Genomic DNA, 19,750 nt, shown 5'->3' with positions numbered 1-19,750 from the left:
GGCCACAAGGGGCTGCAGCCATGCGTCGATAGCGTTGGCTGCTTTCCTGGGGTGCTGTTGGATGCTATTGAATGAATAGCAATGTGGGCAATAAAGATAAGCGCTAAGGTTTGTTTTTGTCGGAGGTACTGGTGTTCAAGGGGGCGTCCCCGCCAGGGCCACCCTCCGTTGCGCCGTAGCCCGGGTATGCACCAGCGGCCGCACCCAGCGCCGCACTCTCCTGACGCTCCCGCGCCATCTGCTCCGCAAACTGGTTGCGGCCTTCTCGCGCCACGGCGATGAACTTGGCGCGGTCCTTGTGGTGCGGGTACATGCGGTCGGCCAGGGCGATGTTGTGGGTGCGAAAACGCTGGGTGATGGCGGTGGCTTGCGCGGGTGGCAGGCCCATCAGCTCCAGCACGGTGTGGGCGCTTTGCAGGCTGGACTCGAACAGCTCGCGCTGCACCAGGGTCACGCCCAGGTCGCGCAGCTTGTTCCAATGCGTCACATCGCGCGCGCGGGCCACGACCTGCAGGTGCGGGAAGTGTTCGCGCGCCAGCTTGGCGATCTGCAGGGACTGCTCGGCATCGTCCACGGCCACCACCAGGATGCGCGCGTGTTCGGCTCCGGCGATGCGCAGCAGGTCGAGCCGCGTGGCGTCGCCATAGAACACGCGGTAGCCGAAGGTGCGCGCCACCTCCAGCATGTCCACGCTGTGGTCCAGCACGGTGGTGGGGATGCCCTGGGCCAGCAGCACGCGCGAGACGATCTGCCCGTAGCGGCCGAAGCCCGCGATGATGATGGGCGCCTCTTGGGGCTCGGAGATTTCCTCGGCCTGGGGCGTGGCGGTCTTGAGCTGGGCATAGCGGCGCAGCAGCACCCGGTCCAGCAGCACCAGCAACAGCGGGCTGATCAGCATCGACAGCGCCACGGCGCCTATCAGCAGCGAAGCAGTCTCGGCCGGGAACACGTTGGCGCCGGCGGCGGCCTGGAACACCACAAACGCAAACTCGCCGCCCTGGGCCAGCAGCAGGGTGAAGACAGGGCGCTCCTGGTAGGGAATCTCGACCACCTTGGCCAGGGCATAGATGACCACGGCCTTGGCCGCCAGAAAGCCGACCAGGATGGCGGCCATGAGCCCGGGCGAGCGCAGGATCACGCCGAAGTCGATGCTCATGCCCACGGCGATGAAGAACAGCCCGAGCAGCAGGCCCTTGAAGGGCTCGATGTCGGCCTCCAGCTCGCGGCGGTATTCGCTGTCGGCCAGCAGCACGCCGGCGAGGAAGGCGCCCAGCGCCATCGACAGGCCCACCAGCACCATCAGGTAGGCAATGCCCACCACCAGCAGCAGCGCGGCGGCAGTGAAGATCTCGGGGGTGTTGCTCTTGGCGATCCAGCGCAGCACGGGGCGCAGCAGCAGGCGCCCGCCGAGGATGATGGCGGCGATCACGCCGACGATCTTCAGCACCTCCAGCACCATCTCGCCCGGGGTGTGGCCTGCGCCTTCACCGGCGGCCGCGCCCAGTACGGGCAGCAGGGCCAGGATGGGGATGGCCGCCACGTCCTGGAACAGCAGGATCGAGAAGCCGGCCTGGCCGCTTTGTGTGCGCATCAGGTTGCGCTCGGCCAGCGATTGCAGCGCAATGGCGGTGGACGACAGCGCCAGGCCCAGCGCGCCCACCAGGCTCACGCGCCAGGGCAGGCCGGCCAGCGCACCCAGCGCGAACAGCACCGCTGCGCAGCCCAGCACCTGGGCGGTGCCGGTGCCAAAGATGGGGCGGCGCAGCGCCCACAGGCGGCTGGGTTGCAGCTCCAGCCCGACCAGGAACAGCATGAGCACCACGCCGAACTCGGCGAAGTGCAGGATGTCCTGCACGTTGCTCACCAGCCCCAGGCCCCAGGGCCCGATGGCGATGCCCGCTGCCAGGTAGCCAATGATGGCGCCGAGGCCCAGCGCCTTGGCAATGGGCACGGCCAGCACGGCAGCGGTGAGGTACAGGAAACCGTAGGTGAGCCAGGTGGGGGCGTGTTCCATGGATGGGCGTGCGCTTGGGGGTCGTCGTGGGGAGGCAGAACACCGCGCCCCCGAGGAGTGGGGCGGGTGTGGCAGATTCTGGCACCGCTGCAAGGCGTTGGGTTGGGTGCCGTGGGTTGGATCTATGGCGCTATTCATTTGATAGCTATTAAGGCATGATTATCTAGCGCCTGAGCCTGTTTTTATGCCGATCATGGTGCATGGAGCCCTGCGTTGCTAAGATGCGGGCCCTTCTTCGCACACAGGCACGGTGACCCATGGATTTGCAGACTTGGCTGGCTTTTTTTGCGGCGTCGTGCCTGATTGCGGTGTCGCCGGGCTCGGGGGCTGTGTTGTCGATGAGCCATGGTCTGTCGTTCGGTGTGCGCAAGACGGGCGCCACCATCCTGGGCCTGCAGCTGGGCCTGTTGCTGATTTTGCTGATTGCCGGCGCGGGCGTGGGCTCGCTGCTGCTGGCGTCCGAGGTGGCGTTCAGCATCGTCAAGGTGCTGGGCGCGTGTTATCTGATCTATGTGGGCTTCTGCCAATGGCGTGCTGGTGATAAATCGCCGGTACAAGGTGATGAGACCGAGTCGGCGGGCACCTGGCAAAAACGCTGCCTGACCGGCTTTCTGACCAACGCCACCAACCCCAAGGGCATCATCTTCATGGTGGCCGTGCTGCCCCAGTTCATGACCGACACGCGCCCGCTGTGGACGCAGCTGCTGGTGATGGCCGCCACCACGGTGACGGTGGACGTGGTGGTCATGCACGGCTACGCTGCGGGGGCGAGCGCGCTGCGCCGCCTGATGCGCAGTGCGCGGGCCGTGCGGGCGCAGAACCGCGTGTTTGGCGGTTTGCTGATGGCGGTGGGGGCGGGGCTGTTCTTCGTCAAGCGCGGTGGTCAGCACGCCTGAGGCGGCTGTGGCACCGCTAGGGTGTCAGAGGTTGCTTCTTATTTGATAGCTGCTAGCGTATATGAATATTGCGCTTGAGGCTGATTTGGCTTGTATTTTCATGGACCTGCAGATTCCAAGGAGCTTGTCATGCCAGTAGTTGTTGTCGCCAACCCGAAAGGCGGAGTGGGCAAGTCCACGCTGTCCACCAACATCGCGGGCTACTTTGCCAGCCAGGGGCATCCCGTGATTCTGGGCGACACCGACCGGCAGGAGTCCGCCCGGCTGTGGCTGGGCCTGCGCCCGCCCGCTGCGCGCCCCATCGGCAGCTGGGACACCAGCTCGGACGTCATCAGCCGCCCGCCCAAGGGCACTACGCATGCGGTACTCGACACGCCCGCTGGCCTGCACGGCTGGCGCCTGAACGATGTGCTCAAGCTGGCTGACAAAGTCATCGTGCCGCTGCAGCCCAGCGTGTTCGACATCTTTGCCACGCGGGCCTTTCTGGACCAGCTGGCCGAGCACCGCCACGCCGCCGGGGTGCCCGTGGGCATCGTCGGCATGCGGGTGGATGCGCGCACCAAGGCGGCCGAGCAACTGCATCATTTTGTGGACAGCCTGGGGTTTCCGGTGCTGGGCTATCTGCGTGACACGCAGAACTACATCCACCTGGCAGCACACGGCCTCACGCTGTTTGACGTGGCCCCTGGCCGCGTGGCACGCGACCTGGAGCAGTGGCAAGGGATCTGCACGTGGCTCAATTCTTGAAGGACAGCGTGAAGCACGACGTACATCCAATCCCCCGGGAAAACACCTGTCACCCGGCAGACAAGGCGCGCCGGAGCGCAGGGCTACATTGCAACGATGAAAATCTTCCGCTCTTATTCCGAAGTCAGCGCCTGCGTGGGCCAGGAGGTCGCCGTGACCGACTGGATCACCATCACGCAGGAACAGGTCAACCTGTTCGCCCAGGCCACGGGCGATCACCAGTGGATCCATGTGGACCCAGAGCGCGCCAAGGCCGGGCCCTTTGGTGCGCCCATTGCGCACGGGTTTCTCACGCTGTCGCTGATTCCGCAATTCTTCGAGACCGGCCTGACCATCGAGGGTGCGCGCATGGGCGTCAACTACGGGCTGAACAAGGTGCGTTTCACCGCGCCGGTGCCGGTGGGCAGCCGCTTGCGAGCGCGTCTCACGCTGCAGGCTGCCGAGCCCGTGGCGCCCGATGGCATGCAGATGACCTGGCTGGTGACCGTGGAGCGCGAGGGCAGCGACAAGCCGGTGTGCGTGGCCGAATCGCTCGCACGCAACTTCGGCGCCCCGGCCTGAGTCGGGTCGCCACCGGGCAGGAGGTCTGAACCATGGACCGCCTGCAAGCCATGAAGATCTTCGAGCGCGTGGTGGAAGAGGGCGGCTTTGCCGCCGCTGCCCGCGCCATGGACATGTCACCCCCCGTGGTCACCCGCATGGTGGCCGAGCTGGAGCAGCATCTGGGCACGCGCCTGCTGCAACGCACCACCCGCAAGCTGGCGCTGACCGACGCGGGCGAGTCGTACCTGCAGCGGGTGCGCGCCATCCTGCACGAGATCGATGATGCCGAGGCCGCTGCCGCTGCCAGCACGCGAGATTTGCGCGGCACCATCCGCATCGTGGCGGCACCAGTGCTCGCCACCAACTTTCTGGCACCCATGGTGGCGGTGTGGCATGCCTACTACCCCAAGCTCATGCTGGACATCAGCATGGACGCCTATGCCTCCAGCCGAGTGGATGAGTTCGATGTGACCATCATGGTGGCGGGCGAGGACTTTGACGCCAACATCGTCGCGCGCCCCCTGGTGCAGGGGGAGGCGATTGTGGTGGCGTCCCCCGACTACCTGGAGCGCCGGGGCATTCCCCGTGAGCCACAAGACCTGATTCACCACGACTACCTGCGCGATTCGAGCGCGCCCGTGCGCCTGCAGTCAGGGCCCGGCCGCAAGCTGCGCCTGCAGTCGCTGCGGGCAGACGTGCCGGACGAAGAAGTGGACGCGCCGGCGGTGTTGCAGTCCGTCAGCACCGAGCTGCTGATGCGTGCTGCTGTGGACGGGGCGGGCGTGGCTGTCACGTCGCGCCTGCTGGCCGAGGAGCACCTGGCCCGCGGCGAACTGGTCCACATCCTGCCCGGCTGGATCTTTTCGCGTTACACGATCTATGCGGCGCTGCCCTCGGGCCGCATGCTGCCCGCGCGCACGCGGGTGTTTCTGGACTTCCTGACCGAACACGTGCCCCGTGCCATGGCGGAAAAGTCCGGCCAGCTCAGTTGAGCTGCGCGAACCCGCTGATGATCGTGCCCTCGGGCTCGACCATGACCTGCCCGTCGGGCATGGCAAAGCTGTTCTGGCGCCAAGCCTCGAACACGGTCACCGCCACCGCGTTGGACAAATTGAGGCTGCGCTGACCCGGCACCATGGGCAGGCGCAGGCGCTGCGCCGGGGGGAAGCTTTCGCGCAACTCGGGGGGGAGTCCCCGCGTTTCAGCGCCAAACACCATCCAGTCGCCGGGCAGGAAGCACGTGGAGTGCACGGGTTGTGAGCCATGCGTGGTCATCGCAAACATGCGGGTCGGGTCCGGCTGGGTGTCTCGCAGAAAGGCCGTCCAGCCTGCATGGACCTGCACGCTGGCGTATTCGTGGTAGTCCAGCCCTGCACGACGCATCTGGCGGTCTTCCATCGAGAACCCCAGGGGCTCGATCAAGTGCAGCGAACACCCGGTGTTGGCCGCCAGGCGAATCACGTTGCCGGTGTTGGGCGGGATCTCGGGTTCGACGAGGACGATATGGAACATGACCGCCATTGTCATCGTTGGACCTGTGAGTTGAGCAACCGCTCGTAATCAAAAGTATCCCTTTGGTAGGTGTGCACTACCTCCTCGGTTCCTGTTCGCTACCTGTCTGGTGCTTTTCAGTCCAGCTCCGTGCGCGCCAGCACAGCGGCTGTGACGTGCGCGACACCCGCCTCGCGCAGTGCCAACGTAGCAGCATGCAGGGTGGCGCCCGTGGTCATCACGTCGTCGATCAGTACCACCCGCTGGCCGCGCAGGCTGGCTGCGCGGGCGGGTTCAACGGCGAAGGCGCCACGCAGGTTGCGCAGCCGCTGCGCCCGGGGTAGGCCGCTTTGTGCCTCGGTGGCGTGCAGGCGCAACAGCGTGTGGCAGTCCGCTTTGGCACCAGCCAGCTGCCTCGCCAGCAGGGCCGACTGGTTGAAGCCCCGCTCGCGCAGGCGCTCGGTGGACAGGGGAACCGCCAGTACTCGGTCGGCCGCGTCCAGCGCCGGCTCCATCCAGGGCGTGCTGCGCAGGAGGGTGGCCAAGGCCCTGGCCCACCCCGGATCGCCGCGAAACTTGAACTGCGCCAGGGCGTCGGCCCAGGGGTAAGCGTAGTCCACGGCGGCAATGCAGGCGTCGAAGCTGGGCGGGTTCTGCAGGCAGGCGCCGCACACAGCAATCCCTGCGGGCACCCGCAGGGCGCAGCGCTGGCAACGCGTGGCAGGCTGGGCAAACCGCATCAAACACGCATTGCAGACACGCTGCGACGGCCAGGCGTGGCACACGGCGCACTGGCTGGGCACTTTGTCCACCCAGGCGTGGAGGCGGCGTGAAATCCCTGGCAAACCCAAAAAGAGCATGAATCAATATACTCGCGCGTCCTTCTGTACCGCCCATGTCCTCCGAGCGTCCCCCCACCATTGATCCTGTTGCCGCCGCCCGCTGGCATGCCGCAGCGCCGGCTGCGTCCCCCTGGCTGCACGAAGAAGTGGCGCGCCGCATGGAGGACCGACTGCAGTGGATTCGCCAGGCCCCAGAGTCCTGGTGCCACTGGGACCCAGTGCGTGGCGGTTTGCAGGCGCATGCCCTGGTGAGTGCTCGCTACCCGCAGGCGCGCTGCCAGGTGTACGAGACCAGCGCGCATTGCGAACCCGTTGCGAGGCAGGCATTGTCCAAGCCCTGGTGGAACCCCGCCCGCTGGGGGGCTGGGGCCCTGCAAATGGGGCCGCCGGCCGATGCCAGTGTGCAGATGTTGTGGTCCAACATGGCGCTGCACATGGCGGCCGACCCGCAAGACCTGATTGGCCGCTGGCACCGCGCCCTGGCGGTGGACGGTTATCTGATGTTCTCGTGTCTCGGACCGGACACGCTGCGCGAACTGCATGGCGTGTACGCCGCCTTGGGCTGGCCGCCTGCGGGCCATGCCTTTACCGACATGCACGACTGGGGCGACATGCTGGTGCACGCAGGTTTTGCAGAGCCGGTCATGGACATGGAGCGCATCACGCTCACATTTGCCACTCCCGAGCGGCTGGTTCAGGAGCTGCGCGAGCTGGGTGTCAATTTGCATCCTGATCGCTTTCCCTCATTGCGCGGACGGCGCTGGCGCGACAAGCTCTACGAAGTGCTGTCCGAGCGTCTGGCCGATCTGGGCCAGGATGGTCAGTTGGCACTGACTTTTGAAATCATCTATGGCCATGCCTTCAAGCCTGCACCCCGGGTGCGCGTCAGTTCCAGCAGTGCGGTGTCGCTGCAGGACATGCGCGCCATGTTGCGCAAGGGCGGCACTGAGAACTAACCTGTAACGGCGTGTCAATGACTTGGAACAAGGCACGCTACAATTCTTGGTTATTGAGATTTCGGGCATCTTCCCGCGCAATTTGGCAGGCTGTGCCTGTTGTGCCCAAGGCGCAACGTGTGCTGCAGCCGGCAGTCTTGTGAGCACTCACGGTGACGGGCTTGGTTTTTCGTTTTGCCACGGTGTCGGGTCAGCGCATTGACTGGCGTCTGGTTCGCAATTGTTCGGTCACGCCGACGCAATTGGGCTGGATGTACCTGTCGCTGTGTGTGGTGTCCCTGGGGATCGCGACATTCTTCTGGATGCTCGGCGCCCACCTGGTGATGCCCTTCGCCTGGCTTGAAATCGTGGCAGTAGGGATTGCATTCGCCATGTACGGTCGCCATGCGGCGGATGGCGAGAGGATTTCATTGCAGGGCTCGCGCCTTGTGGTGGAGCTGGAGACAGCAGGCAGGCTGGAGCGCGCGGAGTTTGACCGGAGCCGGGTTCGCGTAGAGCCCAAGACGGGAGACCATTCGCTGATCACGCTGTCTGCGCAGGGCCGTTCGGTGGAGGTGGGGCGCTATGTGCGCCCAGAGCTCCGACCGGCCTTGGCATCGGAGATCCGCATGGCCTTGCGCGCTGCCTGACCCCACGCAGGCGCGCGAAAGGGATTGGTTAAATTGAGGCTTAGAAGTAAGTGAGAACTATGAAGAGCATTTCCAACAAGCTGGCTTCTCTGCTGCTGATTGCCGGTGCATGGGTGGGCTCTGCAGCCCATGCCGTCCAGGACCTGCCTGGCGGCCCTGCAGTCAACCAGCTGAACCTGGCGCCGCCCGTCACCAAGATCGCAGAAGAGCAGCACTTTCTGCACTGGATGATGCTGATCATCTGCACGGTGATCTTTGTTGCAGTGTTCTCCGTGATGTTCTACTCGATCTGGAAGCATCGCCGCTCCAAGGGCGCGAAGGCTGCCAACTTCCACGAGTCGGTGACGGTTGAAGTGGTGTGGACCATTGTTCCGTTCATCATCGTGATCCTGATGGCCTTGCCCGCCACCAAGGTGCTGGTGGCCCAGAAGGACACCACCAACGCCGACCTCACGATCAAGACCACGGGCTACCAGTGGAAGTGGGGCTATGACTACATCACGGGCGAAGGCGAAGGCCTGGCGTTCATCTCCACGCTGGACAGCAGCCACCGCGTGATGTCCGACAGCGGCAACGTCAAGGACGCTCCCGTCAACTACCTGCTCAAGGTGGACAACCCCATGGTGGTGCCGGTCAACAAGAAGATCCGCATCATCACTACGGCCAACGACGTGATCCACGCCTTCATGGTGCCTGCCTTCGGCATCAAGCAGGACGCGATCCCCGGTTTCGTGCGTGACACCTGGTTCCGCGCCGAGAAGATCGGCGACTACTACGGCCAGTGCGCCGAGCTGTGCGGCAAGGAACACGCCTACATGCCCATCCACGTGAAGGTGGTGTCCGCCGAGGACTACACCGCCTGGGTGGCCGAACAAAAGAAGAAGGCCGCAGCCAAGCTGGACGACCCCACGAAGGTGTGGGCACTGGACGACATTCTCAAGCGCGGCGAGAAGGTGTATGCGGCCAACTGCGCCGCCTGCCACCAGGCCAACGGCAAGGGCGCTGGCCCCATCAAGCCCCTCGACGGCGCCGCCGTGGTGCTGGATGCCGATCATGCCAAGCAGATCCAGGTGCTGCTCAAGGGTCAGAACAACGGCGCCATGCCTGCATGGGCACAGCTGAGCGACACCGACATCGCCGCCGTGGTCACCTATACCAAGAACAACTGGTCCAACAAGACCGGCCAGCTGGTGCAGCCAGCTGAAGTTGTGGCCCAGCGTGGCAAGTAATCATCGCCCCATCGTATTGAGGAATTCACCATGAGCGCAGTACTCGACAACCACGGGCACGCTGGCGACCACGCACACGACGGCCACGACCACCATGGCCCCACCGGCTGGCGCCGCTGGGTGTTTGCCACCAACCACAAAGACATCGGTACGCTGTACCTGCTGTTCTCGTTCACCATGCTGATGGTCGGCGGCATCCTGGCCCTGCTGATCCGCGCCGAGCTGTTCCAGCCCGGCCTGCAACTGGTGAACCCCGAGCTGTTCAACCAGCTCACCACCATGCACGGCCTCATCATGGTGTTCGGCGCGATCATGCCGGCCTTCGTGGGCTTTGCGAACTGGATGATCCCGCTGCAGATCGGCGCATCCGACATGGCCTTTGCGCGCATGAACAACTTCAGCTTCTGGCTGATGATTCCTGCCGCGTTGATGCTGGTCAGCTCGTTCTTCATGCCCGGTGGCGCTCCCGCTGCGGGCTGGACACTGTACGCACCGCTGACGCTGCAGATGGGCCCTTCCATGGACGCTGGCATCTTCGCGATGCACATCCTGGGTGCCAGCTCCATCATGGGCTCGATCAACATCATCGTGACCATCCTGAACATGCGTGCCCCCGGCATGACGCTGATGAAGATGCCCATGTTCGCCTGGACCTGGCTCATCACCGCCTACCTGCTGATCGCCGTGATGCCTGTGCTGGCCGGTGCCATCACCATGACGCTGACGGACCGTCACTTCGGCACCAGCTTCTTCAACCCCGCCGGTGGTGGTGACCCGGTGATGTACCAGCACATCTTCTGGTTCTTCGGTCACCCCGAGGTGTACATCATGATCTTGCCGGCCTTCGGCATCATCAGCCAGATCGTTCCCGCGTTCAGCCGCAAGAAGCTGTTTGGCTATGCCTCCATGGTGTACGCCACCTCGTCCATCGCGATCCTGTCGTTCATCGTGTGGGCCCACCACATGTTCACCACCGGCATGCCCGTGACCGGCCAGCTGTTCTTCATGTACGCCACGATGCTGATCTCCGTGCCCACGGCCGTGAAGATCTTCAACTGGATCGCCACCATGTGGCGTGGCTCCATGACGTTTGAAACCCCCATGCTGTTTGCCGTGGGCTTCATCTTCGTGTTCACCATGGGCGGTTTCACCGGCCTGATCCTGGCCATGGCGCCCATCGACATCCAGCTGCAGGACACCTACTACGTGGTGGCTCACTTCCACTACGTGCTGGTGGCAGGTTCGTTGTTCTCCATGTTTGCTGGTGTGTACTACTGGCTGCCCAAGTGGACCGGTGTGATGTATTCCGAAACCCGTGGCCAGATCCATTTCTGGGGTTCGCTGATCACCTTCAACATCACCTTCTTCCCGATGCACTTCCTGGGCCTGGCTGGCATGCCCCGTCGTTATGCCGACTACCCCATGCAGTTTGCTGACTTCAACGCGATTGCCTCGGTGGGTGCGTTTGGCTTCGGTCTGATGCAGGTGTACTTCTTCCTGGCGGTCGTTGTGCCTGCCATGCGTGGCAACGGCGCCAAGGCCCCCGCCAAGCCATGGGACGGTGCCGAGGGCCTGGAGTGGGAAGTTCCTTCCCCCGCGCCTTTCCACACGTTTGAGAATCCTCCCAAACTGGACGCCACTGCAACCCGCGTGATCGGCTGAACACCATGTCCATGACCCCCGAGCAAAAAAAGAGCAACCTGCGGCTGGCGCTGATTCTGGCGTCCGTGGCGGTGGTGTTCTTTGTCGGGTTCATGGTCAAGGTGGTGTTGCTGTCCCGCTGAAGCCACTGGCCCACCCCATGAGCCTGCACCGCGAAAACGCCAAGATGGTCGGCAAGCTGGTCGTGATTGCGGCCGGCATGTTCGCCTTCGGCTACGTGCTGATCCCGATCTACAAGCACATCTGCGAGATGACGGGCATCAACATCCTGTCGCTATCCGAGCGGCAGGTGCCTGGCAACGGTGTGGCTGGCAAGGATGTACGCGTACCCGCCAACACCCAGGTGGACAAGTCGCGCACCATCACCGTGGAGTTCGATGCGAACTCGCGCGGTCCCTGGGACTTCAAGCCGGCGCAGCGTTCCGTGCAGGTGCACCCTGGTGAACTGACGACGGTGATGTACGAGTTCCAGAACGTGCAGAACCGCCGCATGGCCGCTCAGGCCATTCCCAGTTACGCGCCCCGGCAGGCCGCTGCGCATTTCAACAAGCTGGAATGTTTTTGCTTCAATCAGTACACCCTGGAGCCCGGTGAAAAGAAAACTTGGCCCGTGGCGTTCGTGATTGATCCGAAATTGTCCAAAGACGTCACCACGATCACGCTGTCGTACACCTTCTTCGAGGTGGGCGGCAAGACACCGGCAGCTCCCGAATCGACGGCGGCGGTGGTGCTGCCCGCGCCCAGCTCTGTAGGCATGCGAGGAGCCGGGTCATGAGTGCGCCTCTGGAGCCATCGGCAGACGTCAAGCCCTCGCAACGCAAGGGCTCGTTGCTGCGCACAGTGCGTGCAGTGGCATGGTCGCTGATTGGCTTGCGCAAAGGCAGCGAGTACCAGCAAGATGTCGAAAAGCTCAACCCGATTCACATCATCGTGGTGGGATTGATCGCGGTTTTCTTGCTCGTCATTGGTCTGATCGGGCTGGTGAACTGGATTGTGTGAGTGTGTGTTGGCTGGTTCGTGCGAACAAATACTGAAAACAAAGATTTTGAGAATCAGGAGCTGAAATGAGTGCATCAACCCACGGCGGAACCCCGTACTACTATGTGCCCGCCGAGTCCCGCCACCCGGTGATGGCCGCGGCCGGTCTTTTCTTTGTGATCCTCGGCGCAGGCCAGTGGATCAATGGTCACGACTGGGGTAAATATTCTCTGGCCGTGGGGCTGGTGTGGTGGCTGTTCACGCTGTACCAGTGGTTCGGCGACGCGGTGCGTGAGAGCGAAGGTGGCCTGTATGGTCATAAGATCGATCTGTCGTACCGCTGGAGCATGAGCTGGTTCATCTTCTCCGAGGTGATGTTCTTCGGCGCGTTCTTCACAGCCCTGTGGTGGGCACGCTCGCACTCGGTGCCTGCATTGGGCAGCCTGGACAATGCGCTGCTCTGGCCCGATTTCAAGGCCGTCTGGCCCAGCCTCGCCGCTGGCGCCACCGCTTCGCCGGCCGGCATCATCGAGCCCTTCCAGACGGTGGGCCCCTTCTGGCTGCCCACGATCAACACGGCGCTGCTGCTGACTTCCGGCGTGACGCTGACCATTGCCCACCACGCCCTGCGTGAAAACCAGCGTGGCAAGACCATCGGCTTCATGTGGGCCACGGTGCTGCTGGGTTTCGTGTTCCTGCTGGTGCAAGGTTATGAGTACTACCACCTGTACACCGACCTGAACCTCAAGCTCAGCTCGGGTGTGTTCGGCTCCACGTTCTTCATGCTTACCGGGTTCCACGGCTTCCACGTGTTCCTGGGCATGCTGATGCTGCTGGTGATCACGCTGCGCTTGCAAAAAGGCCACTTCACGGCCGACAAGCACTTTGGCTTTGAAGGTGCGGCCTGGTACTGGCACTTTGTGGACGTGGTGTGGCTGGGTCTGTACGTGCTGGTCTACTGGATGTAAGTCAGACCCGGACGCCATCAAAAAAAGCGCCTCGCGGCGCTTTTTTTGTTCCACCCTCTGCGTGCTTACCAGTGGTGGCCTGTGATGGGCCCAAGCCCCCCAGGCTGCGGACCAAGCCCTCAGGTCAACGGGTGGCGGGCAGGCCGGTGGGCTGGATATATCCCAGCTGCCAGGCCACCAGAATGCACAAAAACAGCACGATGGACAGCCCGACACGCACGGCCAGCGCTTTGGCCATGTGGTTGCCCTTGCTCTTGTCGTCGCGCCCATTGCGCATCATGAAGAACAGGGCCGATGCCAGGCTGGCCAGAATGGCGAGGAACGCCAGCACTACGAGGTATTTCATGGAGCGCATTATCCTGTGACCCCCCTTCGCCGTCCTGTGGACCTGCGTTTTTGGCTCATTACCCTGGCTGCTGTGGTGGGCATGCTGGCCACCGCCTCTTTGGGGCGCTGGCAATTGTCGCGAGCCGCCCAGAAAGAGTCGCTGCAGGCGATGCTGGATGCGCGCGCCACCTTGCCGGCCATTGATGGACGCACGCTGACAGACCTGACTAACCAGACACCCGAGGCGCAACAGGCCCTCGTACACCGTGCTGTGGTGCTGCAGGGGCGCTGGTTGCCTGAACACACGGTGTATCTGGACAATCGGCAGATGCAGGGGCGCCCTGGGTTTTTTGTGCTCACGCCACTGCAGCTTTCTGGCGGGGGTGCTGGGGTGGTGCTGGTGCAGCGCGGATGGGTGGGGCGCAATTTTCAGGACCGCACCCAGCTGCCTTCCGTGACCACGCCGGCTGACACCGAGGTGCGCGTTCAAGGCCGCGTGGCCCTGGCGCCCTCGCGGCTGTATGAGTTCCAAGGGGGCAATAGCACACAGGGGTCTTCCCGCATCCGGCAAAATCTCGACTTGGCAGCGTTCCGTGCCGAAACCGGTCTGGCGCTCGCCCCCCTTACGGTGTTACAGACAGGCCCGGCAGGCGACGCGGGCGATGGCCTGCAACGCGACTGGCCTGTGGTCGGTGCAGGCGTCGAAAAACACTACGGTTACGCATTTCAATGGTTCGGGCTCTGCGGCCTGATAGCACTCCTTTATGTCTGGTTCCAAATCGTCCGACGGTTCATTCGCCCGCGCAGCCAGCCTGCCGCCTGATTCACAGGCGGGTGCCCGTGCAGAGCACCCGCTGGGGCTGACCGTGCACACCTTGCCCGAGGCGGGGGACGCGGTCGCCACCGTGCAGCGTGCGCGCCATGGGCGCTGGAAGATGCTGGGCGTGCTGCTGATCTGCGCGGCGCCGGTGGTTGCCTCGTACTTCACTTACTACGTGATCCGCCCGGAGGGGCGGCGCAATTACGGCGAGTTGATCAATCCCCAGCGCACGGTGCCTGCGCTCACAGCCTCCACGCTCGATGGGGGACCTGCCCGGCTGGAGGCCCTCAAAGGCCAATGGTTGCTGGTGAGCGTGGCGGGGGGCGACTGTGATCCGGCCTGCCAGAAGCACCTGTACCTGCAGCGCCAGCTGCGCGAGAGCCTTGGCAAGGAAAAGGACCGTGTGGACTGGGTCTGGCTGATCAACGACAACGCTTTGCCTCCGGCCGCCCTCACTCCCGCCCTGCAACAGGCTACCGTGTTGCGGGTGGACCCGGGCGCGCTCAAGGCCTGGCTGGAGCCTGCCCCGGGCCAGCAGCTGGCGGACCACCTCTACGTGGTGGACCCGATGGGCAACTGGATGATGCGTTTTCCGGCCGCCATGGACACCGGTGGCGCCGCCAAGGCCAAGCGTGACCTGGAGCGTCTGCTGCGCGCTTCTTCTTCGTGGGACGAGCCGGGGCGGCCGGTCAAGCCATGACCGATACCCAACCGCTGTACGACCTGGCTCCAGTGCTCGAGCTGATGCTGCTCGGCCTGGTGATCGCCCTGGGGCCGCTGGTCTGGGTGTGGGCGCGTAACCGCCGCAGCTCTCCCATGCGGCGCCTGCAGGCGCTCACGGTGCTCACGCTGTTTCTCACGTTTGATCTGGTGCTGTTTGGCGCTTTCACGCGCCTGACCGACTCGGGCCTCGGTTGTCCCGACTGGCCTGGCTGCTATGGCAGTGCCAGCCCGGTGGGCGCCCGCGCTGAGATTTCAGCCGCCCAGCAGGCCATGCCCACCGGCCCGGTGACCCACGGCAAGGCCTGGATCGAGATGATCCACCGGTATCTCGCCACGGGGGTGGGGGTGCTGATCATTGTCATCACTGTCTCCTCGTGGGTGCAGCTGCGGCGCGCCCAGCGCGATGGCGGGCAGGCGCCTCCGCTCAGTCCCTGGTGGCCTACGGTGACCTTGTTGTGGGTGTGCCTGCAGGGTGCGTTTGGCGCGCTCACGGTGACCATGAAGCTCTTTCCCGCCATCGTTACCTTGCACCTGATCGGTGGCCTGGTGCTGCTGGCCCTGTTGTGTGTGCAGGCGGTACGACACACCCACAGTGCCCAGGGGCGCTCACCGGTGGCCCTGTCCCCCGCGCTGCGCTGGGGGCTGGTACTGACGGCATTGCTGCTCGCCCTTCAGGTGGTGCTGGGGGGCTGGGTCAGCACCAACTACGCGGTGCTGGCATGCACCACCTTCCCCACCTGCCAAGGCAGCTGGTGGCCCGCTATGGACTTTGCGCAAGGCTTCCAGATCTGGCGCAAGCTGGGCCTGCTGCAAGACGGCAGCCACATCAGCTTTGCAGCGCTCACCGCCATTCACTATGTGCACCGCCTGATGGCCTATGTGGTGCTACTGGCGCTGGGCCTGGTGGCCTGGCGCTTTCACCGCAGTGGCGTGCTGCCCGCGCAGGCGCGGTGGATCGGCGGGCTGGCCTTGCTGCAACTGGTGACGGGTTTGTCCAACGTGGTGCTGGACTGGCCCCTGGTGGCGGCGGTGCTGCATACCGGCGGTGCCGCAGCTTTGGTGGTGGTGTTGACCTGGGCCCTGGTGTCCAGCCGCGCAGCGCCCGCGCCCCGAGAGTTTTCCGCGCCCACGGGCGCATCGAGAGTATCTGCATGAGTGTTGCCCCCTCCGCCGTTGCTGTGCCGCCCTCGCGGTTCCAGCAGTTTTATGCGCTGACCAAGCCCCGCGTGGTACAGCTCATCGTCTTTTGTGCGCTGATCGGCATGGTGCTGGCCGTGCCCGGCCTGCCCAACGCTGCACAACTGGGCCACATGGCGCTGGCCTGCCTGGGCGTGTGGCTGGTGGCGGGTGCTGCAGCCGCGTTCAATTGCATCGTCGAGCAAGGCATTGACGCCAAGATGAAGCGCACCGCATGGAGGCCCACGGCCAAGGGTGAGCTGTCCAACGCGCAGACCCTGCTGTTCTCGGCCGTACTCTGTGCCGCAGGCTCCGTGCTGCTGTATGTCTGGATCAACCCGCTGACCATGTGGCTCACCTTTGCCACCTTTGTGGGTTACGCGGTGGTCTACACCGTGATCCTCAAGCCCTTGACGCCCCAGAACATTGTCATTGGCGGCGCCTCGGGGGCCATGCCGCCGGTGCTGGGTTGGGCGGCCATGACCAACGATGTAGGGCCCGAGGCGCTTATCCTCTTCCTCATCATCTTTTTGTGGACGCCACCGCATTTCTGGGCGTTGGCCTTGTACCGGGTGGAGGACTACCGCAAGTCTGGCCTGCCCATGCTGCCGGTCACGCACGGCAACGAGTTCACGCGGTTGCAGGTGTTCTTGTACACGCTGATCCTGCTGGCCGGGTGCATGATGCCTTTCATCTACGGCATGAGTTCCTGGATTTATCTGGTTGCCGCCGTGCTCCTCAGTCTGGGTTTCTGCGGGTACGCGTTCGCGCTTTGGCGCAATTATTCGGACGCTCTGGCCCGCAAGACCTTCCGCTTCTCCCTTATCCACCTGAGCGTGCTGTTTGCTGCACTGCTAGTGGACCACTATGTGCTGTGATGATCTCCATGCAGAAACGAAAAGCTCTTCAATTGATAGCGGCTGGTGCAATATCCATATGCGCTACAGGCCTCCTGAGTGCGTGTTCCGAGAAAAAGGCCGAATTCCGCGGCGTGGACGTCACCGGCGCTGAGTACGCCCGCGACCTTCCCCTGACAGACCACAACGGCCAGCCACGCCACATCAAGGACTTTGCCGGCAAAGTGGTGGTGGTGTTCTTCGGCTACACCCAGTGCCCCGACGTGTGTCCCACGTCGATGCAGGAGCTGGCCGAGGTCAAGCAGATGCTGGGCAAGGACGCAGGCCGTCTGCAGGGCATTTTTGTGACGGTGGACCCGGAGCGCGACACGCCCGAAGTGCTCAAGGCCTACATGGCCAACTTCGACCCGAGCTTCTTGGCGCTGCATGGCACACCCGAGCAGCTGGCCGCTGTCGCCAAGGACTTCAAGATCTATTACAAGAAAGTCGATGGCAAGACGCCCACCAGCTACACCATGGACCACTCTGCAGGTAGCTACGTGTACGACCCCTCAGGGCGCCTGCGGGTCTACAACCGCTATGGCAGCGGCGCACAGGCCCTGGCGGCCGATGTGAAGGTGTTGTTGGCCGAGGCCGGGGGCTGAGCCCCTCCAGCCCCTGAGTGACCCGGGGCCTGTGCCAGGCCGCCGTTATGCGAGGCACTGTGCGGCCCCGCATGAGCTGATGCTCTTGGGCCTTATTCGGCCTTGATGCCCCGCATCGCAATCACGCCGCCCAGCAGATTGGTGTCGGCCTTGATGCGGTTGGCCAGGCCTTCGGGAGACGAGCCCACCGTCTGCCACCCTTGCTGGAACAGCTTGCTGCGCACGTCTTCGCTGCGGGCGATCTCGCTGATCAGCGCGGCCAGCTTGGCCTGGATGGGCTTGGGCATGGTGGAAGGCGCTGCGAAGGCGTTCCAGATCTCCAGGTTGAAGTTGCTGATGCCTGCCTCGGCCAGGCTCGGCACCTCGGGTGCCAGCGGGCTGCGCCCGGAGGAGGTCACGCCGATCGCGCGCAGCTTGCCCGCACGCACCTGGGCCTGCGCCAGCGCCGGGGGCAGCAGCGCCATCTGCAGCTGGCCGCCCAGCATCGCGTTGGCCACCTGGGGATAGCCAGGGTAGGGCACATGCACGGGGTTGATGTTGCTGCGCGCCTTGAGCAGCTCGGTGCCGATGTGGCCCACCGTGCCCACGCCTGGCGTGCCGTAGCTCCACTTGTCACCACCATTGCGTGCTGCCACGAAGAAGTCGCGGGCATTGCTGTTGGCGGCCACGCCGGGCTGGTTGACGGGTGCAGTCAGGATCAGCGGTGAGGTGCCAATCAGGCTCAGCGGTGCCAGGTCCTTGATCGGGTCATACGGAACCGCCGGGTTCAGCAGCTTGGCAATCGTCATGTTGCCGTTGATCATCAGCCCGATGGTGTGATCGTCACGGGCCTTGGCCACTGCGTCGGCGCCAATGTTGCCGCCTGCGCCCACCTTGTTGTCCACAATCACGGGCTGGCCCAGGGCCTTGGACAAGGGTTCCGAGAACGTCCGTGCCGTCAGGTCTGGCGACGATCCCGCAGGAAAGCCCACGATGATCTTCAGCGGCTTGGTGGGCCAGGCCAGCGGCGCGGGCGCAGTGGCAGCAGCCTTGCCAGCGCTTTGGGCCAAGGCCCAGGGGGACGCGGCAGCCAGCGCGATCAACAGCGAAGCACGGCGGGAAACACGGCCAGGAAAGGCGGGACGTGAGGGCATGGGGTGCAATCTCCTTGAAGAATATTCGGGGGCCCAAACGACGCGGGGCCCCAGAACTGGGGCCCCGCGAGGCAACTTCTGCAGCCGGGGATATTAACCCCGCTGCCCGGACCGGTCAGGCGTATTCGGCCAGGGCCTTTTTCATCTTCTTCATGGCAGCCACTTCGATCTGGCGAATGCGCTCGGCGCTCACGCCGTACACCGCCGCCAGGTCGTGCAGCGTCATGCCGCCGCTGCCGTCGTCATTGACCTTGAGCCAGCGCTCTTCCACGATGCGGCGGCTGCGGTCGTCCAAGCTGGCCAGCGCGTTGGCAATGCCGTCGGTAGCCAGGGCGTCGCGTTGGCGCGACTCGATCATGGCCGTGGGCTCGTGCGATGCATCGGCCAGGTAGGCAATGGGGCCAAACGCCTGCTCGCCATCGTCGGCGGGGGCCGGGTCCAGCAATACGTCGCCACCCGCCATGCGGGTTTCCATTTCGATGACTTCTTCGCGCTTCACATTGAGCTGCGCGGCCACGGCGTCGATCTCATGGTCCGACAGGGTGTCGCGGTGCGTGGCGGCATCGGCGGCCGATGCATCGGCCTTGAAGCCCTGCTTCATGGAGCGCAGGTTGAAGAACAGCTTGCGCTGCGCCTTGGTGGTCGCCACCTTGACCATGCGCCAGTTCTTCAGGATGTATTCGTGGATCTCGGCCTTGATCCAGTGCATGGCGTAGCTCACCAGGCGTACGCCCTGGTCGGGGTCAAAGCGCTTGACAGCCTTCATCAGGCCCACATTGCCTTCCTGGATCAGGTCGCCATGGGGCAGTCCGTAGCCCAGGTACTGGCGTGCAATCGAAACCACGAGGCGCAGGTGCGACATCACCAGCCGGCCGGCGGCGTCCAGATCGTTGTTGTCCTTGAGCTGGCGTGCGTAAGTCTGTTCTTCTTCGTGCGTGAGCAGGGGCAGGCGGTTGACGGCCGAAATGTAGGCGTCCAGATTGCCCAAGGGGGGCACCAGCGCCCAGGGATTGGCGGGCGCCAGAGACATCGTCGCGGTTCCAGATTGAATGTTCATTCCGGGAATCCTTTCCTCTAAGCCATGATATTAGCACTCTCTATGATTGAGTGCTAAG

General features: G+C 64.1%; 23 protein-coding genes. 17 read left to right on the top strand and 6 right to left on the bottom strand.

Features of this window, described 5'->3' with window-relative positions:
- Nucleotides 1–103 precede the first annotated feature (103 nt).
- A complete protein-coding gene (gene kefC / locus N4G42_RS19350; protein ID WP_260668336.1) occupies nucleotides 104–2,014 on the bottom strand; it encodes a glutathione-regulated potassium-efflux system protein KefC in 1,911 nt (636 codons plus the stop codon).
- 257 nt (nucleotides 2,015–2,271) lie between these two features.
- On the opposite strand from kefC, the gene N4G42_RS19345 reads away from it, so the two are divergent.
- From N4G42_RS19345 to N4G42_RS19330, 4 genes are all read left to right on the top strand, one after another.
- Complete coding sequence (locus tag N4G42_RS19345) at nucleotides 2,272–2,910, top strand: LysE family translocator (protein ID WP_056066027.1); 639 nt, start codon at nucleotides 2,272–2,274, stop codon at nucleotides 2,908–2,910.
- A gap of 129 nt (nucleotides 2,911–3,039) precedes the next feature.
- Nucleotides 3,040–3,657, top strand: coding sequence for a ParA family protein (locus N4G42_RS19340; RefSeq protein ID WP_056066024.1), 618 nt, complete (start codon nucleotides 3,040–3,042; stop codon nucleotides 3,655–3,657).
- Between the two features lie 96 nt (nucleotides 3,658–3,753).
- Entirely contained in the window at nucleotides 3,754–4,218 is a 465-nt protein-coding gene (locus tag N4G42_RS19335; RefSeq protein WP_056066019.1) for a MaoC family dehydratase, read from the top strand.
- Between the two features lie 32 nt (nucleotides 4,219–4,250).
- Nucleotides 4,251–5,192: a LysR family transcriptional regulator gene (locus N4G42_RS19330; RefSeq protein WP_056746814.1), complete on the top strand. Its 942-nt coding sequence runs from the start codon at nucleotides 4,251–4,253 to the stop codon at nucleotides 5,190–5,192.
- Here the strand turns inward: N4G42_RS19330 and N4G42_RS19325 are convergent.
- Nucleotides 5,185–5,712, bottom strand: a complete 528-nt coding sequence (locus N4G42_RS19325; RefSeq protein ID WP_056066014.1) for a tRNA (cytidine(34)-2'-O)-methyltransferase — start codon at nucleotides 5,710–5,712, stop codon at nucleotides 5,185–5,187. The two genes, N4G42_RS19330 and N4G42_RS19325, sit on opposite strands and share 8 nt — an antisense overlap.
- A 116-nt stretch (nucleotides 5,713–5,828) precedes the next feature.
- The gene (locus tag N4G42_RS19320; protein WP_260668335.1) at nucleotides 5,829–6,551 is read right to left on the bottom strand and encodes a ComF family protein; all 723 of its coding nucleotides are present in this window, start codon (nucleotides 6,549–6,551) and stop codon (nucleotides 5,829–5,831) included.
- 35 nt (nucleotides 6,552–6,586) lie between these two features.
- Between N4G42_RS19320 and N4G42_RS19315 the strand changes: the two genes are divergently transcribed.
- The 8 genes from N4G42_RS19315 (at nucleotide 6,587) to N4G42_RS19280 (ending at nucleotide 12,955) form a co-directional block, all read left to right on the top strand.
- Entirely contained in the window at nucleotides 6,587–7,489 is a 903-nt protein-coding gene (locus N4G42_RS19315) for a methyltransferase domain-containing protein (RefSeq protein ID WP_260668334.1), read from the top strand.
- A gap of 152 nt (nucleotides 7,490–7,641) precedes the next feature.
- Nucleotides 7,642–8,118, top strand: a complete 477-nt coding sequence (locus N4G42_RS19310) for a DUF2244 domain-containing protein (RefSeq protein ID WP_056066007.1) — start codon at nucleotides 7,642–7,644, stop codon at nucleotides 8,116–8,118.
- A 59-nt stretch (nucleotides 8,119–8,177) separates the two neighbouring features.
- Nucleotides 8,178–9,347, top strand: coding sequence for a cytochrome c oxidase subunit II (gene coxB, locus N4G42_RS19305; protein WP_056066003.1), 1,170 nt, complete (start codon nucleotides 8,178–8,180; stop codon nucleotides 9,345–9,347).
- Between the two features lie 30 nt (nucleotides 9,348–9,377).
- On the top strand, nucleotides 9,378–11,009 hold the full coding sequence (gene ctaD, locus N4G42_RS19300) for a cytochrome c oxidase subunit I (RefSeq protein ID WP_056066001.1): 1,632 nt from the start codon (nucleotides 9,378–9,380) through the stop codon (nucleotides 11,007–11,009).
- An 11-nt stretch (nucleotides 11,010–11,020) separates the two neighbouring features.
- Nucleotides 11,021–11,131, top strand: a complete 111-nt coding sequence (locus tag N4G42_RS19295) for a cytochrome oxidase small assembly protein (RefSeq protein WP_225581085.1) — start codon at nucleotides 11,021–11,023, stop codon at nucleotides 11,129–11,131.
- Between the two features lie 17 nt (nucleotides 11,132–11,148).
- Complete coding sequence (locus N4G42_RS19290) at nucleotides 11,149–11,784, top strand: cytochrome c oxidase assembly protein (protein WP_260668333.1); 636 nt, start codon at nucleotides 11,149–11,151, stop codon at nucleotides 11,782–11,784.
- Nucleotides 11,781–12,008 (top strand): DUF2970 domain-containing protein, encoded by a 228-nt coding sequence (locus tag N4G42_RS19285; RefSeq protein ID WP_056065993.1) that lies wholly within the window; start codon nucleotides 11,781–11,783, stop codon nucleotides 12,006–12,008. The genes N4G42_RS19290 and N4G42_RS19285 overlap by 4 nt, the downstream gene beginning before the upstream one ends.
- A gap of 65 nt (nucleotides 12,009–12,073) precedes the next feature.
- Complete coding sequence (locus N4G42_RS19280; RefSeq protein WP_056065990.1) at nucleotides 12,074–12,955, top strand: cytochrome c oxidase subunit 3; 882 nt, start codon at nucleotides 12,074–12,076, stop codon at nucleotides 12,953–12,955.
- A gap of 124 nt (nucleotides 12,956–13,079) precedes the next feature.
- Here N4G42_RS19280 and N4G42_RS19275 read toward each other — a convergent pair whose 3' ends face one another.
- Nucleotides 13,080–13,301: a twin transmembrane helix small protein gene (locus N4G42_RS19275; RefSeq protein ID WP_056065987.1), complete on the bottom strand. Its 222-nt coding sequence runs from the start codon at nucleotides 13,299–13,301 to the stop codon at nucleotides 13,080–13,082.
- Between the two features lie 15 nt (nucleotides 13,302–13,316).
- On the opposite strand from N4G42_RS19275, the gene N4G42_RS19270 reads away from it, so the two are divergent.
- From N4G42_RS19270 to N4G42_RS19250, 5 genes are read left to right on the top strand one after another with little or no spacing between them, the layout of a single operon-like run.
- Nucleotides 13,317–14,105, top strand: a complete 789-nt coding sequence (locus N4G42_RS19270) for an SURF1 family protein (protein ID WP_260668332.1) — start codon at nucleotides 13,317–13,319, stop codon at nucleotides 14,103–14,105.
- On the top strand, nucleotides 14,047–14,802 hold the full coding sequence (locus N4G42_RS19265; protein WP_260668331.1) for a hypothetical protein: 756 nt from the start codon (nucleotides 14,047–14,049) through the stop codon (nucleotides 14,800–14,802). The genes N4G42_RS19270 and N4G42_RS19265 overlap by 59 nt, the downstream gene beginning before the upstream one ends.
- The gene (locus N4G42_RS19260) at nucleotides 14,799–15,980 is read left to right on the top strand and encodes a heme A synthase (RefSeq protein WP_260668330.1); all 1,182 of its coding nucleotides are present in this window, start codon (nucleotides 14,799–14,801) and stop codon (nucleotides 15,978–15,980) included. Before N4G42_RS19265 ends, N4G42_RS19260 begins: the two co-directional genes overlap by 4 nt.
- Nucleotides 15,977–16,879 carry a heme o synthase gene (cyoE, locus tag N4G42_RS19255; protein WP_056746806.1) on the top strand — a complete coding sequence of 301 codons (903 nt, stop codon included), beginning with the start codon at nucleotides 15,977–15,979 and terminating at the stop codon, nucleotides 16,877–16,879. The genes N4G42_RS19260 and cyoE overlap by 4 nt, the downstream gene beginning before the upstream one ends.
- Before the next feature lie 8 nt (nucleotides 16,880–16,887).
- Nucleotides 16,888–17,502: an SCO family protein gene (locus N4G42_RS19250; protein WP_260668329.1), complete on the top strand. Its 615-nt coding sequence runs from the start codon at nucleotides 16,888–16,890 to the stop codon at nucleotides 17,500–17,502.
- 92 nt (nucleotides 17,503–17,594) lie between these two features.
- On the opposite strand, the gene N4G42_RS19245 is transcribed toward N4G42_RS19250, so the two are convergent.
- Both N4G42_RS19245 and rpoH read right to left on the bottom strand, forming a co-directional pair.
- A complete protein-coding gene (locus N4G42_RS19245; RefSeq protein WP_260668328.1) occupies nucleotides 17,595–18,635 on the bottom strand; it encodes a Bug family tripartite tricarboxylate transporter substrate binding protein in 1,041 nt (346 codons plus the stop codon).
- 115 nt (nucleotides 18,636–18,750) lie between these two features.
- A complete protein-coding gene (rpoH, locus tag N4G42_RS19240; protein WP_056065967.1) occupies nucleotides 18,751–19,692 on the bottom strand; it encodes an RNA polymerase sigma factor RpoH in 942 nt (313 codons plus the stop codon).
- Between the last annotated feature and the right edge of the window lie 58 nt (nucleotides 19,693–19,750).

The organism is Acidovorax sp. K2F (assembly GCF_025246485.1).
Taxonomy (GTDB): Bacteria; Pseudomonadota; Gammaproteobacteria; order Burkholderiales; family Burkholderiaceae_C; genus Acidovorax; species Acidovorax delafieldii.
The sequence above is the reverse complement of the archived record's forward strand: the minus strand, read 5'-3'. Positions and strand labels throughout refer to the sequence as shown.

Excerpts from the sequence above, each read along its gene's own strand:
- N4G42_RS19335 (WP_056066019.1), top strand. The coding sequence starts at position 3,754 with ATGAAAATCTTCCGCTCTTATTCCGAAGTCAGCGCCTGCGTGGGCCAG.
- rpoH (WP_056065967.1), bottom strand. The coding sequence starts at position 19,692 with ATGAACATTCAATCTGGAACCGCGACGATGTCTCTGGCGCCCGCCAAT.
- N4G42_RS19245 (WP_260668328.1), bottom strand. The coding sequence starts at position 18,635 with ATGCCCTCACGTCCCGCCTTTCCTGGCCGTGTTTCCCGCCGTGCTTCG.
- N4G42_RS19260 (WP_260668330.1), top strand. The coding sequence starts at position 14,799 with ATGACCGATACCCAACCGCTGTACGACCTGGCTCCAGTGCTCGAGCTG.
- N4G42_RS19340 (WP_056066024.1), top strand. The coding sequence starts at position 3,040 with ATGCCAGTAGTTGTTGTCGCCAACCCGAAAGGCGGAGTGGGCAAGTCC.
- N4G42_RS19325 (WP_056066014.1), bottom strand. The coding sequence starts at position 5,712 with ATGTTCCATATCGTCCTCGTCGAACCCGAGATCCCGCCCAACACCGGC.
- N4G42_RS19275 (WP_056065987.1), bottom strand. The coding sequence starts at position 13,301 with ATGAAATACCTCGTAGTGCTGGCGTTCCTCGCCATTCTGGCCAGCCTG.
- N4G42_RS19345 (WP_056066027.1), top strand. The coding sequence starts at position 2,272 with ATGGATTTGCAGACTTGGCTGGCTTTTTTTGCGGCGTCGTGCCTGATT.
- N4G42_RS19320 (WP_260668335.1), bottom strand. The coding sequence starts at position 6,551 with ATGCTCTTTTTGGGTTTGCCAGGGATTTCACGCCGCCTCCACGCCTGG.
- kefC (WP_260668336.1), bottom strand. The coding sequence starts at position 2,014 with ATGGAACACGCCCCCACCTGGCTCACCTACGGTTTCCTGTACCTCACC.
- ctaD (WP_056066001.1), top strand. The coding sequence starts at position 9,378 with ATGAGCGCAGTACTCGACAACCACGGGCACGCTGGCGACCACGCACAC.
- N4G42_RS19280 (WP_056065990.1), top strand. The coding sequence starts at position 12,074 with ATGAGTGCATCAACCCACGGCGGAACCCCGTACTACTATGTGCCCGCC.
- N4G42_RS19250 (WP_260668329.1), top strand. The coding sequence starts at position 16,888 with ATGCAGAAACGAAAAGCTCTTCAATTGATAGCGGCTGGTGCAATATCC.
- N4G42_RS19265 (WP_260668331.1), top strand. The coding sequence starts at position 14,047 with ATGTCTGGTTCCAAATCGTCCGACGGTTCATTCGCCCGCGCAGCCAGC.
- N4G42_RS19285 (WP_056065993.1), top strand. The coding sequence starts at position 11,781 with ATGAGTGCGCCTCTGGAGCCATCGGCAGACGTCAAGCCCTCGCAACGC.
- N4G42_RS19330 (WP_056746814.1), top strand. The coding sequence starts at position 4,251 with ATGGACCGCCTGCAAGCCATGAAGATCTTCGAGCGCGTGGTGGAAGAG.
- N4G42_RS19290 (WP_260668333.1), top strand. The coding sequence starts at position 11,149 with ATGAGCCTGCACCGCGAAAACGCCAAGATGGTCGGCAAGCTGGTCGTG.
- coxB (WP_056066003.1), top strand. The coding sequence starts at position 8,178 with ATGAAGAGCATTTCCAACAAGCTGGCTTCTCTGCTGCTGATTGCCGGT.
- cyoE (WP_056746806.1), top strand. The coding sequence starts at position 15,977 with ATGAGTGTTGCCCCCTCCGCCGTTGCTGTGCCGCCCTCGCGGTTCCAG.
- N4G42_RS19295 (WP_225581085.1), top strand. The coding sequence starts at position 11,021 with ATGACCCCCGAGCAAAAAAAGAGCAACCTGCGGCTGGCGCTGATTCTG.
- N4G42_RS19315 (WP_260668334.1), top strand. The coding sequence starts at position 6,587 with ATGTCCTCCGAGCGTCCCCCCACCATTGATCCTGTTGCCGCCGCCCGC.